This window comes from Sandaracinobacteroides sayramensis, assembly GCF_022014495.1.
Taxonomy (GTDB): domain Bacteria; phylum Pseudomonadota; class Alphaproteobacteria; order Sphingomonadales; family Sphingomonadaceae; genus Sandaracinobacteroides; species Sandaracinobacteroides sayramense.
Genome location: NZ_JAKLSQ010000010.1, coordinates 245,956 through 259,154, shown reverse-complemented (window position 1 = coordinate 259,154; position 13,199 = coordinate 245,956). Strand labels below are relative to the sequence as shown.

Genomic DNA, 13,199 nt, shown 5'->3' with positions numbered 1-13,199 from the left:
CGTGCATGATCACCCTTTTGTTTTCGCCCAGGCGCGCAGGCTGGGCGTCTATGCAAGCCACTCCGATAGAAGCCACTGCCATATTTCCCGGCGGCGCCCTGCTGCCGAAAGCTCGGGACAGCCTCTGCGGGCATGGGCCCATGCCGTCCAACCGCTCCGGATTGCCACCGTGCCGCGCAATCTATAACGGACTTTCATTCTGATCCAGCCGCTTTCAGGACAAGATGCCCCAACAGCCTGCCCGCAATGACTATCCGCCTTCGGTCCCGGTGCAGGAGGTGTTTCTGGCGCTCGGCCGGCAGTGGCTCGCAATGGCGCTGGTCTTGCTTGCAAGCCTGCTGCTTGCGCTGATCTTCCTCAGAAGCGCGCCGCCCAAATACACATCGAAGCTTCTGGTGACGACCACCTCATCCGCGTCTCTCGGCTCCTCGGAGATAGGCGGGCTCGCCAGCCTGGCAGGCATCGGCATGCCTAGTTCCGATGGACAGGTCCAGTTTGAGACATTTCTGGAAGGCCTCAAAACTCGGGAAACGGCGAACCGCCTGCTGAAAGCCGACCCGGAGCTGCTGAAGCGCATCTTTCAGGCCGAATGGGACGACGGCAGCAAGCAATGGCGCGCACCGGACGGCATGTTGCCCCTGCTTGCCGGCGGCATGAAAAGGCTTATCGGATATGATACCGGCTATCTTCCGCCGGACGCGGCACGCCTGCAAGGCTGGCTGGAAAATCACATCGAAATCGAAAAAGCGCGGGACCAACGATTGACGGCAATCCAGTTGGAAACGGCTGACCCCGCATTGGGAAGGGACATATTGGCCCGGCTGCATGAAGTCGTCGACGGTCTCTTGCGCCAGAAGGCGATCGAACGTGCGGACACGTCCATCGCTTATCTCAACGAAAAGCTGCAAACCGTGACGGTGGCCCCCTATCGCGAAGTGCTGGTCGAGACCTTGGCCGCACAGGAAAAGAAGCGCATGCTGGCAAGCACTGGGCTGCCTTATGCTGCCGAGCCGTTCGGCCCGCCAGTATCCGGCGGCAGACCCACAAGCCCAAACCCCTTTATAGTGATCCTCGCCGCCTTGGTGATCGGCATCGCGCTCGCCATTGCAACGGCTTTGCTTCGGGAGCGCAAGCGGTTGTTCAAGGGCAGCGGGAATTGACTGAACCAGTCTCCCCTCCATCTTTTCAAGATACCCTGCTCTTTGTCCCGACCATGAGGCAGCTAATCGTGGCTCTGACGCTTGCATCGCTTTTTACAGGCGGACTGAAAGTGACTGCCGGAGTCGATCTACGGCTGTCCTATATATTTGTCGGAATTTCATTTTTTTCATTCATATTTATTTTTCAAAATCCAAAGATAATCATATTTCCTATTCTTGTAATATTGTCCTATATGATTCTCTGTTTTCTAATCGTTCTTATACAGGATTCCTCTATACTTCTCACGAGAACGATTCCACAGATTATTGGAATTTCATTCTTTGCATTTTTTTTCATCCTGTTTTTTTCCAACGCGCAAATAGCCCCAAGCGATCTTTTCCTGGCCTATGTGCGATTAGCCGCAGTGGTAGCGCTTCTAGGCTTTCCCATTCTGCTTTACAGTGGAGTAACGGAAGGCTTCTGGCGACTCAAAAGCATATTTGCAGAACCGGCGCACTATAGTATCGCCATGATGCCGGCCACCAGTTATGCAATCATCAAAGCGAAAAGCAATCTTGGCCGCTTTCTTCTGTTTTTCACAGCCATTGTGCTCACCTTTTCACTTACCGCTTATATCGGGCTGGGGCTGACATTGGCTTTTGCTGTCGGCCGCAACTGGTATACTCGGATAGCCATGGCGTTTTTCGCCACCCTCCTGCTAATCGGAGCCTATGCCTCCAGTTCCGAAATCCGGATGCGAATTGACGACACCAGTCGCGTCGCTTCGACTACGGATTTCAGCAATGTGAATCTGTCCACCTATGCCCTACTGTCGAACTTATGGGTCGCTTGGAAAAGCCTCCAGGAAAACCCGATATTCGGCAGCGGGCTTGGCAGCCATCCTATCAATCACGAACGATATATAGGCCAACTGAAGGGCCTAGGATCGCTGGAAGAATATATAGATCAAAATAAATTTGACGCAAATTCCCTATTCATAAGAATAGTTTCAGAACAGGGATTTTTTGGATTTTGCTTATTCATAATTTTTATTATAAGTTTTCATAAATCATGGAATCAAGAATATCAAATAATAAATAATTCTATTCTTATTTATTTTATATTGAAATTAATAAGAGAAGGTCATTATTTCACACCGGAATTTTTCTTCATGATATTCATATATATATTCAATAGCAGCCGTTATAGGCGCTACGCAGCTACATGAAAAAGCGCTTGATCGTTAACGCCGTAAACCTATCCAGCCGAGGCGGGCGGCAGATACTTATCGACTGCCTGCAAGCCCTGGACCGGGATATGGGAGGCGAATGGCACATAAAAGCCTATGTCCACTCTAGAGACGGGCTACCCAAGCTGAATCACGTTGAAACTGAAATCATACGATTCCGCTACTCCAACTGGCTGGGGCGGCTATGGTTTGAGCTGTTCGAACTAAAATCCAGGGAGAGAGGGCAGAAAATTGACATGCTCCTCTCTCTTCAAGGATCTTCCGCAAGGCTGCGCGCGGATCAGAAGATCATATATTGCCATCAGAATCTGCCTTTGGCGCCAATGCCATGGAGGACAGCCAGAAAGCAGCCGAAGATTGCCTTGCAAAGAATGATATATGATCTTGTTTACAGGTTCTTTATCGGAAAAAACAACTGGATAATTATACAGCAACAATGGTCCCGCTTATGCTTTTCAAGGAAATATGGAATTCATAAATCCATTGTTTCTAAACCCATATCTGAAAATCAGCCAAATTCCAGATTTCGTGGCCTCGCTTTTCAGGAAAAATGCTTACGTCTGCTTTACCCATGCGGTCCATATGCGAACAAGAATATCATAACCCTTTGCGAGGCAGTAAAGCTTCTTGTCCAAATGGGGGTAGATTTGCAAGCAACTATCACCATTTCTCCGGGCGAAAATGCCTACTCCCGGAATCTTGCCGCCAGCGTTGCCGATTATCCGCAGATTTTCTTTGCCGGCCTTCTCGACCGGCCTGCGCTCAACGCCGCCTACAAAAGTCATCATCTGCTTGTTTTTCCTTCACTCGTCGAAAGCTGGGGCCTTCCGTTGAGCGAAGGCAAGGCCCATGGCATCGGCATCGTTGCTGCCGACCTCCCCTATGCGCATGAAACCATCGGTGATTATGATGGCGTGAGCTTTTTCCCGCCGGAAGATTCCGCAGCGCTCGCGACCCTTCTTCATGACATCTGGACGCGCACCCGCTCTCTCGGCAAAAGCACCGCCAGCCCCACTCCGCAACCTTACGCACGGAACTGGTCTGAACTGACGAGCATTCTAGCGAAAATAGATGAGATTGCACCTCCACCATGTTGAATTCCTTTGCAGATAAGATTTTGCTGATTTCTGGCGGGACGGGCTCATTCGGCAACGCGGTCCTGCGCCGTTTTCTCGACACGGATATTCGTGAGATCCGCATCTTCTCCAGAGACGAGAAGAAGCAGGACGATATGCGAACCCGCTACCGCAACGACAAGATCAAGTTCATCATCGGCGATGCCCGCGATCCGGGCAGCGTCGTGGCGGCCACGTCCGGGGTCGATTTCATCTTCCATGCAGCCGCGCTGAAACAGGTGCCCAGTTGCGAATTTTATCCGCTGGAAGCGGTTCGCACCAATATCCTCGGCACGTCCAATTTCCTGGAAGCCGCCCTGCGCAATGGAGTCAGCCGGGTCATCTGCCTTTCCACCGACAAGGCGGTCTATCCGATAAACGCCATGGGCATGTCGAAGGCGCTGATGGAGAAGGTGATGGTGGCGACGGCTCGCCAGGCCGATCCGCAGCGCACGGTCCTGTGCGGCACCCGTTACGGCAACGTCATGGCTTCCCGCGGCTCCGTCATCCCGCTGTTCGTGAACCAGATTCGCTCGGGGCAACCGATCACCATCACCGACCCGGAGATGACCCGATTCATGATGTCACTCGACGATGCCGTGGAATTGGTGCTTTATGCCTTCACCCACGGCAATAATGGGGAGATGTTCGTGCAGAAGGCACCGGCATCCACCATCGCGGATGTAGCGGATGCGCTGCGCCAGTTGCTCAATGTCCCGGATCACCCCATCAGGATCATCGGAACCAGGCATGGCGAAAAACTCTACGAGACATTGCTGACCCGGGAAGAAATGGTGCAAGCTGAAGATATGGGCGATTATTATCGGATCATGCCCGATCAGCGCGATCTGAACTATGGAAAATATTTTGCTGAAGGCGAACAGCGAATTAACGAATCTCTCGATTATAATTCGCACAATACCGCCCGGCTGGACATAGAAGGCACGAAGGAAATATTATTGAATCTTCCCTTCATTCGTGCCCAGATCGCCGGCGAGGCGCTTGAGCCGGAGGCTTGATCCTTGCAGGTTCTTCTGACTGGCGCCAACGGCTTCTTCGGGCGCAACCTGTCGCTGGCCCTGGCCGAACGCGGCCATGCGGTCCTTCCCTTCACCCGCCAGAACAGGGCGGAGGAACTGCCGGCCCTGGTCATGCGCGCGGATGCGGTGGTGCATCTGGCGGGCGCCAACCGGCCTGCCGACGAATCGGGCTTCGAAGCCGATAATCTGCGCCTGGCGGCGCAGCTTGCCGAGGCCATTCGAATGGCTGACAGGCCTCGCCGCACATTGGTGTTCGCATCCTCCACGCAAGCGACCAAAGACAATCCCTATGGGTGCAGCAAAGCGGGAGCCGAAGAACAGTTCGTTTCCATTGCGGATATCGGCAACGTAGCGATTTTCCGCTTTCCGAATATTTTTGGGAAATGGGCGCTCCCCTATTATAACTCGGCCGTCGCCACCTTTTGCCATTGTGCCGCACGCGGGGAGGCTTTGCCTGTCAACGCCCCGTCCGCTCCCCTGACCCTCCTCTATATAGACGATGCCGTGCAGGCGGTGATCGCCGCGCTCGAGAGACCGAAGCCGGGGCTGAGTTGGCCGAAAGCCACACCCGAATATCTTACCAGCGTGGGCGAAATCGCCGACAGGATCACTCGAATCGCAAGCGGGCGGGAAGCTCTGATGGTCGGCCAGACCGGCGACGGCCTGACTCGCGCGCTTTATGCCACTTATCTCTCGTATCTGCCACAGGATCGCTTCAGCTACCCGCTGGTCGTTCGCGGAGACGAACGCGGGCGATTCGTGGAAATGGTGAAAAGCGAGAATGGCGGACAGACCAGCTATTTCACCCAGGTGCCGGGAGTGCGCCGAGGCGGCCATTATCATCACAGCAAATCAGAGAAGTTCACGGTGGTGCGTGGCCATGCCATGTTCCGCTTCCGTCACCTTGTCACCGGCGAACGGGTCGATATCGAAGCTTCCGCCGAAGCGCCGATCGTCGTAGACACGATTCCAGGCTGGGCGCATGATGTCGTCAATCTCTCGGACGAAGAACTGATCGTCCTCGTCTGGGCCAATGAAATCTTCGACCGGCAGAATCCCGACACAATCTCAGCCTTGGTGGAGCCCTGAACGCCCATGCGTATCATGACCGTTATCGGCACCCGGCCGGAAATAATCCGCCTGTCCCGCGTGATGGCGGCGCTGGACCGCCATTTCGAGCATATCATTGTCCATACCGGGCAGAATTACGATTATGAATTGAACGAGATATTCTTCGAGGACATGGGTCTTAGACGGCCGGACCATTTCCTGAACGCGGCCGGCCGCAACGCCGCGGAAACCATCGGCCAGATCATCATCGCCACCGACAGGCTGCTCGAGGAAGTAAGACCCGACGGGCTTCTGGTGCTCGGTGACACCAACAGTTGCCTGGCCGCGCTGCCAGCCAAGCGCTGCCGGGTTCCGATCTTCCACATGGAGGCCGGCAACCGCTGTTTCGACCAGCGCGTGCCGGAAGAGACGAACCGCCGTATCGTCGACCATCTGGCTGATATCAATCTCACCTATTCGGACATAGCCCGCGAGTATCTGCTGCGCGAGGGGCTTCCGCCGGACCGGATCATAAAGACCGGAAGCCCGATGTTCGAAGTGCTTTCCTATCATGGCGAGCGCATCGCGGAGTCAGACGTGCTGCAAAGACTTGGGCTGGAACCGGATCGATTCTTCCTCGTCAGCGCCCATCGGGAAGAAAATATCGAAAGCGACCGGATGTTCTCGCAGTTGGTTGCCATGCTCAACGCGATTGCGGAACGCTTTGGCTTACCCGTCATCCTCTCCACCCACCCCCGGACGCGCGCGCGCCTGGAGCGGAGCGGGCACAGCCTCAATCCGGCAGTACAGCTCCTGAAGCCGCTCGGCTTCACCGATTATGTCCGGCTTCAATCGGAAGCCCGCGCGACCTTGTCCGATTCCGGCACCATCAGCGAGGAATCCTCGATCCTGAATTTCCCGGCGCTAAATATCCGGGAAGCGCATGAACGACCGGAAGCGATGGAGGAGGCCGCGGTGATGATGGTCGGCCTGTCTCTGGAGCGCGTGCTGCAAGGGCTTTCGGTGCTGGAAAGCCAAAAGCGCGGCAATGAGCGAACGCTGCGCCAGGTGGCGGATTATTCGATGCCGAACGTCTCGGAAAAAATGGTGCGGATCATTCTGTCCTATACGGATTATGTTCGAAGGAAGGTTTGGCTGGAACAGTGAAACTGCTGATCGTCAGCCAATATTTCTGGCCGGAAGATTTTCGCATAAACGAACTGGCTCATGCCTTGAGAGCCAGAGGGCATGATGTAACGGTTCTGACTTCGATTCCGAACTATCCGGAGGGTGAGGTTTTTCCTGCCTATGCCGAGGCTCCTGCGGCCTTTGCCAGTTTTGATGGAATCGAAGTGATCCGCGCGCCTCAACTCACCCGGGGTAATTCCAAGCTGCACCTGATAGCGAATTATCTGAGCTTTGCCATTTCCGCATCGTTTCTGGGGCCATGGCGTCTGCGTGGACGCAAGTTCGACGCCATATTCGTCTTCCAGACGTCTCCCGTTACCGTGGGCATTCCCGCCAGCCTCATTGCCGCGCTGAAGCGCGCGCCCATGCTGATGTGGATCCTCGACTGCTGGCCGGAATCGCTTACAAGTCTTGGCGTCGTGCGCGGGCGGGTCGGGAAAGGGCTGGCCGGGCTTCTGGTGCGGGCCATTTATGCGCGCTGCGACCTGCTGCTCGGGCAATCGCAGGGCTTTCGCCAGAATGTGGCGCGTTATGGCAAGGAAGCCAGGTTCCGCCATTTCCCCAATTGGGTCGAGGCCGTCTATCTGCGCCCGCTCCCCCTTGCCGACCGCCCGGCGGCGGATCCGTTCACCATACTGTTCGCCGGAAACATCGGGGAAGCACAGGATTTTCCCGCCATTGTCGCCGCCGCCGAACAGTTGCGCGACAGCGGCATCCGCTTTCGCATCGTGGGGGATGGCCGCGATCTTGCGCGCACGCACGCCGATGTGGAAGCGCGTGATCTTGCGCATATGTTCGATTTCGCCGGGCGCCATCCGCCCAGCGCCATGCCGGACTTCTTTGCCAACGCCGACGCACTCCTGGTGTCGCTGAAGCCGGAACCAATCTACGGCCTGACGGTGCCCGGCAAGGTGCAGACCTATCTGGCGGCCGGAAAACCCATCCTCGCCATGCTGGATGGCGAGGGCGCGGAAGTGGTGAACGCCGCAGGCGCCGGCTTCGCGGTGCCTGCCGGCGATTCCGGCGCCCTGGCCTCGGCGGCGCTCAGAATGGCAGTACTTCCCTCTTCGGAATTGCAGGCGATGGGCGCATCGGGCCAGGCTTTCGCCCGCGCCCATTATGATCTCGGCAAGCTGCTAGAGCAGTTGGAGACATGGATGGTTGAAGCCCGGCAGCAACGCTCCGCGCTCAAGCTCCCGGCCCGCGATCCTTGAGCTTCAGCAAAGGCTTTTCGAATAGATACCAGGACAACGCCGCGATCACGAACGAAAGGATGAAGCCCGCGATCGCTCCTGTCCATTCCGCTCCCACGATCCGCTTCGCGACGACGAAAGCGAGCAGATGCCACATATAGAGGCCGTAGCTGATCTGCCCGACCCAGACCAGCGGCGCACTGTCGAGCCAGGGCAGCCGGACGGCATTCGCAACCACAGGCGCGAAAAAAAGCCCGAGCCCGGTATAGATGATATGCGCCTCGGGAACCCAGTTGCTGGTGAGCGCGAAGTCGGCGAACGGAACGGTGGCGAAGCACCAGAAGATGATGACCGCGCCGGCAAGCGCCATCGCCACATGCGCCTTGGCCGATTTCACCACGGCAACCAGTGCACCGGCGGCCAGCATATCCATACACGACGGCAGGGTGAGGATCGCCATATAGGGATTGCCCGTCGCTTGCAGGATCCATTCTCGAATGAGCGGCGCGGCAATGAGCGCAACCAGCGCCACCACCCAGACCCGCCGCACATAGAAAAGCAAAAACGGCCAGATCAGATAGAATTGCTCCTCGATCGCCAGAGACCAGAGATGGCCAATGATTCCACCCGGCACTTCTGGGGCCAGCGCACCGATCCGGTAGTTTCCCAGATAAAGCAGAAACCAGACATATCCGGAAAGGGAAAGACCCACCGCCAGCGATAAAATAGCATTGACCGCGAGATAGGCATAATAAAGCGGGAATATTCTTATGGTTCTTCGCCAATAGAAGCGCTTCAGATAAGATCCTATATCCCTTCCTTTCTGATATATGAGAATATCTGTGATCAAATATCCCGACAGAACGAAAAAAAGCGGCACGCCCATCCAGCCGATAGGAAAAATATCGAGATGGAAAACCATCACTGCCAGGATGGCGATGGCTCGAAGCCCATCCAACTGGGCTATGTTGGGACGAAAAGTCATGAACGGATAAGAATGGACATGGATGTTCCATCGGCCGTGAAGCCGGCCTTCTGATAGAAGGCGACATTATTGCTGCTACATGCAAGAATGATTTTATAGCAGCCACGGGCTTTCGCGCGATCGACCAGTTGCGCGATCATCGCGCGGCCCACCCCCGTGCCCCGGCAATTCATATCTACTGCGACATCCTCGATCTGGCCGATCCTCCCCCCTCGGACCGTCTCGTTGATGAACAGGAAGGCGCAACCTGCAATCCTACCGCTCGACACCGCCACCACCGCTTCGACATGCGCCTGTTCTAGAAAAGCGGAAACTATGACGGGCAGTTCCTCCGTGCCCGGCTCGAAGGGCGACAGATTGGCAGCGAGAAGCGCGACCACCTGCGGATGATCGGCGGCGACGAAGTCGCGAACCTCAAGGCCGGCAGCGGCGTCAGTCGTCAAGGCTGAGGCTCCCGATATCCCGGCAGATATTTTCCAGCGCCCGATACGCCTGCTCCACATTCGGCAATCCGGGCACCACCTGCAACGCCGCGCCTTGCGCCGTCGGCCGGGCCAGGCGGCGCATGGCCTTGCCCGTGAAACGCAGGCCCTCGCCCATCAGTTCCCCAAGCACCTGCGCCCGCGCCGGCAGCCAGCCGATCTTCTCGCCCCAGACTTCCATCGCGTTCAAGGTCGCGCCGGCATAGGCCCGGTTGTGCAGCAAAGAGCGGGCATAAAGCCGGGCCAGATTCGGAACCAGCGACGGATCGCCCGTGGCGTCCACCGCTTTCTTGAAGCTATAGGCCCAGACCACGGTGGGGCTGTAGAATTCGGGGATCAGCGGATCCCATGTCAGATTGCGGAAAGGGGCAATATGCGGATTGTTCCACAAGCTGGAGCGGTCGGTCTGCGCTGCCCCCAGTCCTGCCGTGCTTTTCGGCGAAGCGCCGGGCAGGACGAAGGGCCATTCCACCACCGCCGGCTTGCGCGCCATTTCGGAAATCATGGTGGCGCTGTAGATGTCGGGGCTTACGCCCCCGAACAGCGCACCATGTTTTTCGACGATGCGGTCGACCACGTCACGCGAAACAAGGCCATGATAGGCCCTCGGCATCCAGCCCAGGCCCGAACCTAAATCCCTTAGCGCTGCCAGCATGGCAGCCCTGGCGTCCAGCATCCGCGCCTTGCCGCTGCAACGGTTGACGATCAGCCGTGCGGCATATCCATCGCCGAAATAGCGCGACGTCACGCCCGGCCAATAATAGATGGCATGAAATCGCGGCCCATAGGAAACCACTGCATCCACCTGCCGCCGCTCCGCCCAATCCACCACCGAGCGGATTCCGGGGCCGACACCATCGTCATCTCCAATGAACATCAGCCAGCGGCCCGTGGAGGCTTCGGCGGCCCGGTTGAAATTGGACACGACGTCGATGCCGGCCCCCGGCCGCAGATAGCGCAATTGCCGGGCGCCCGGCCCGACCATCAATCGGGCCTCCAGCCCCTCCTCGGCGCTCGTGTCGCTCACCACGATTTCCGCATCGGGGCAGGCGATCGCCACGGCAGCTACCGAGGAGACGGCATAATCCTGCCGATCGGCCGTGGGTATCAGAATGGAAAGCTGGGGCACTGTCGTCAATCAGTCTTGAGGGGAGCCATCCGCAGGCCATTGCCGTAACGAAGCCACAAGCGCCAGGCAACCGGCAGCGTCAACCCTCCTCCCGCAGCGGCCAGGACGAACAGTCGAGCGGGATCCGGCAGGTTCATGGCTTGCAGCGCCCAGAGGATCAGCCCGAGCGCAGCGGAAAGAAGGATGGCCGGCAGCAGCCAGCAATCGAAAAGCAGTGAACGGCTGCGCGCCGCAGGCCAGTTGCGAAGCATCCTTCGCCACAGGAGCCCGCAGCCGAGCAGGTGGAAAGCGCAATAGGCTGCGACGAAGCTCGGCATGCTCCCTTCAGCGCCTGCCAGCAGAAGCCCTGTCAGCAGCAGAAGCAGAAGCAGCCAGGACAAGCGCGCGATCCATGCGCGGTCCCCCGTTCCGACTAGCCAGGCGGTCGGCAGATAGCCCATTGCCCCAACCGTTGTGGCGGCCACAATGGGCATGGCCATGGCCGCGATCGTTCGGGAATCCTCCGCATGCGGCAACCACAGGCGAATCAGCAGCGGCGCCTCAGTCGCCAGCACCAGGCCAGGCGCGGTAACCGCCAGGACCGTGGCCGCCTGGAACAGCCGGCCGAGCCCCAGAGCCGCTTCAGGGTCATGCGCCGCCTGCACCAGGCGCGGGTAGAAGAATTGATGCAGCGGCCCGGCCAGCAGCGCGATAGGGGTAAGGGCATAGGTGACGGCCAGGAACCAGCGCCCGGCGATTTCCAGCGAGAAGAAAGCGGCGACGAGCGGCTTGTCTATCTGCATCGCCATCGCGCCTGCCAGGCTATAAGCGATCAGCGGCCTGGCCCGCTCCCACAGGCGATGGATTTCGGCCGGGCGCCAGAACCCCGATGCCGCCGGCCCCAGTCGGCGAAGCAGAAGCCGGTCCAGCAGCAGCAGGTGCATGGCCAGAACCAGTAGTTGCGAAAGCAGGAAGCCGCTGATGCCCGGCGCAACAAATTGCAGGACCAGCCATGCGAACAGGCCGCGCAGCAAGGCGCCCGCGAACTGGAGCGAGCTCGCGGCGCGGGCGGCATGGTCGGCAATCAGCGCGGCCTGCCCGGCGTTGGCAGCGATCGCTCCGGCTATCAGTAGGGCGGTGGTGGACAGATCGGCCGGGCGGAAGCCATCTAATGCGAAAAACTGCCCCGCCATGAAAAGCAGCACGGCCGCCGCCAGCCCCGCCCCCAGTGCGAGCGCCAGCATGCACCGCCATTGGGCCGCGCAGCGGCTGCGGGTGATCCTGTCCTGCCCGGCGGCGGCAACGTCCGTTCCAAGCAGGATAGCCAGCCCGAAATCAAACACCAGAAAGAAGGATTGGAACGCCAGTACCATGGCGACCGCGCCGAAAGCGGCAGGCCCGAGCAGATGGTCGTAAAGCGGCAGGAACAGCAGGTTTAGCAAAAGCCCGCCCACCCGGCCAGCAAACAGGGCCGCGAGATCGGCAAAGCTTTTTCTGGCGAAACCGTCCTTGGCTTCCGTGCCGGGCGCGTTCACGCCGGAACGGGAATCGCGGCTTTTACGATGTCGGCGATCCTGTCGATTTGCTCCGGCGCCAGCCACCAGCCACACGGCAGGGCCACGACCTCGGCCATGAACCTGTCCACGCCCGGCACCTCGGAAGCGATAGCCCGGAAGCCGCTGTAGCCGTCATTGCGGTAATGTAGCCGCGAGGCGTTCACGCCGCTCGCCTTCAACTGCCGAAGCAGCGCTTCGCTATTTTCGGAACGGGCCAGCACCGCCCACCAGGCCGGATCGCCCCCGGCGATCGGCTCCACCAGCTTCAGTCCCGGCACGCCGCGCAGATGCCCGCGCAGCCGCTCTGCATTGGCACGCGTCGCCGCCAGCCGACCGGGCACGCCCTCCATCTGCACCCAGCCGATCGCCGAGGAAAGATTGCTGAGCAGCGCCGCCCAACCAAGTTCCGGCACGTCGATTTCTGGGTCGATCTCGCCCAGCCGATCGCGGAAGCGCAGCGGATCGATCCCATATTTGCGCAGACGCATGGCCCGGTCGAATTCGTCCTCCGTCCGCACAGAAAGGGCGCCGCCATCGATGGCATTGATCTGCCGGTTCGGATAGAAGGAATAGACGGCGTAATCGCCGAACTGGCCGAGCTGCGTGCCGTCTAGGGTTGCCCCCAGCGCATTGTCGCAATCCTCAATCAGCACGATCCCGCGCTCGCGGCACAGATGCGCAAGCTCGCAGGCCGGCCCGGGGTAGCCCGCCACATGATAGAGCACCACTGCCCGAGTCCTGGCATTGATAAGGCGCTCCACGCTGTCGACGCTGAGGGAGCCGGTCTCCGGGTCGATATCCGCCCAACGGATCGTCGCGCCGGAAAGACCGAGCGGCGCGTTCGTAGACAGGCAGGAGAAAGGCGAAGTGATGACTTCGCAGTCTCTCGTCACGCCCGCCAGCCGCATGGCGATCACCATGGCGTTCGACATGTCGTTCACCGTCACGGTGTGAGGATTGCCGACCATTTCCGCAAAGGCCGCGCGGAAGCGCTCGACATAGGGGCCGGATGCAATCTGCCCTGAGCGCAGCACTTCGACGGCCACGCGTTCGAGCGCCTCGTCATGGTAAACACCGAACAGGCTGTACATGC

Annotated in this window: 12 protein-coding genes; 7 read left to right on the top strand and 5 right to left on the bottom strand. The window is 58.7% G+C overall.

Annotated elements, in window-relative coordinates; all coding sequences use genetic code 11:
* Positions 1–269: 269 nt before the first annotated feature.
* From L6Q21_RS09390 to L6Q21_RS09360, 7 genes are read left to right on the top strand one after another with little or no spacing between them, the layout of a single operon-like run.
* Positions 270–1,160, top strand: a complete 891-nt coding sequence (locus L6Q21_RS09390; RefSeq protein WP_237830483.1) for a Wzz/FepE/Etk N-terminal domain-containing protein — start codon at positions 270–272, stop codon at positions 1,158–1,160.
* Positions 1,157–2,368 (top strand): O-antigen ligase family protein, encoded by a 1,212-nt coding sequence (locus tag L6Q21_RS09385; RefSeq protein ID WP_237830482.1) that lies wholly within the window; start codon positions 1,157–1,159, stop codon positions 2,366–2,368. Before L6Q21_RS09390 ends, L6Q21_RS09385 begins: the two co-directional genes overlap by 4 nt.
* Positions 2,365–3,486, top strand: coding sequence for a glycosyltransferase (locus L6Q21_RS09380; RefSeq protein WP_237830481.1), 1,122 nt, complete (start codon positions 2,365–2,367; stop codon positions 3,484–3,486). The genes L6Q21_RS09385 and L6Q21_RS09380 overlap by 4 nt, the downstream gene beginning before the upstream one ends.
* On the top strand, positions 3,480–4,523 hold the full coding sequence (locus L6Q21_RS09375; RefSeq protein ID WP_237830480.1) for a polysaccharide biosynthesis protein: 1,044 nt from the start codon (positions 3,480–3,482) through the stop codon (positions 4,521–4,523). Before L6Q21_RS09380 ends, L6Q21_RS09375 begins: the two co-directional genes overlap by 7 nt.
* 3 nt (positions 4,524–4,526) lie before the next feature.
* Positions 4,527–5,633, top strand: a complete 1,107-nt coding sequence (locus L6Q21_RS09370) for a polysaccharide biosynthesis C-terminal domain-containing protein (RefSeq protein ID WP_237830479.1) — start codon at positions 4,527–4,529, stop codon at positions 5,631–5,633.
* A 15-nt stretch (positions 5,634–5,648) separates the two neighbouring features.
* The gene (wecB, locus tag L6Q21_RS09365; protein ID WP_237830478.1) at positions 5,649–6,761 is read left to right on the top strand and encodes a non-hydrolyzing UDP-N-acetylglucosamine 2-epimerase; all 1,113 of its coding nucleotides are present in this window, start codon (positions 5,649–5,651) and stop codon (positions 6,759–6,761) included.
* Complete coding sequence (locus L6Q21_RS09360; protein ID WP_255696821.1) at positions 6,746–7,996, top strand: glycosyltransferase family 4 protein; 1,251 nt, start codon at positions 6,746–6,748, stop codon at positions 7,994–7,996. The genes wecB and L6Q21_RS09360 overlap by 16 nt, the downstream gene beginning before the upstream one ends.
* Here L6Q21_RS09360 and L6Q21_RS09355 read toward each other — a convergent pair.
* From L6Q21_RS09355 to L6Q21_RS09335, 5 genes are read right to left on the bottom strand one after another with little or no spacing between them, the layout of a single operon-like run.
* Positions 7,971–8,960 (bottom strand): acyltransferase family protein, encoded by a 990-nt coding sequence (locus L6Q21_RS09355; RefSeq protein WP_237830476.1) that lies wholly within the window; start codon positions 8,958–8,960, stop codon positions 7,971–7,973. The two genes, L6Q21_RS09360 and L6Q21_RS09355, sit on opposite strands and share 26 nt — an antisense overlap.
* The gene (locus L6Q21_RS09350; protein WP_237830475.1) at positions 8,957–9,403 is read right to left on the bottom strand and encodes a GNAT family N-acetyltransferase; all 447 of its coding nucleotides are present in this window, start codon (positions 9,401–9,403) and stop codon (positions 8,957–8,959) included. The genes L6Q21_RS09355 and L6Q21_RS09350 overlap by 4 nt, the downstream gene beginning before the upstream one ends.
* A complete protein-coding gene (locus L6Q21_RS09345; protein WP_336246238.1) occupies positions 9,393–10,571 on the bottom strand; it encodes a glycosyltransferase in 1,179 nt (392 codons plus the stop codon). The genes L6Q21_RS09350 and L6Q21_RS09345 overlap by 11 nt, the downstream gene beginning before the upstream one ends.
* 5 nt (positions 10,572–10,576) lie before the next feature.
* On the bottom strand, positions 10,577–12,085 hold the full coding sequence (locus tag L6Q21_RS09340; RefSeq protein WP_237830473.1) for an oligosaccharide flippase family protein: 1,509 nt from the start codon (positions 12,083–12,085) through the stop codon (positions 10,577–10,579).
* On the bottom strand, positions 12,082–13,197 hold the full coding sequence (locus L6Q21_RS09335) for a DegT/DnrJ/EryC1/StrS family aminotransferase (RefSeq protein ID WP_237830472.1): 1,116 nt from the start codon (positions 13,195–13,197) through the stop codon (positions 12,082–12,084). Before L6Q21_RS09335 ends, L6Q21_RS09340 begins: the two co-directional genes overlap by 4 nt.
* Between the last annotated feature and the right edge of the window lie 2 nt (positions 13,198–13,199).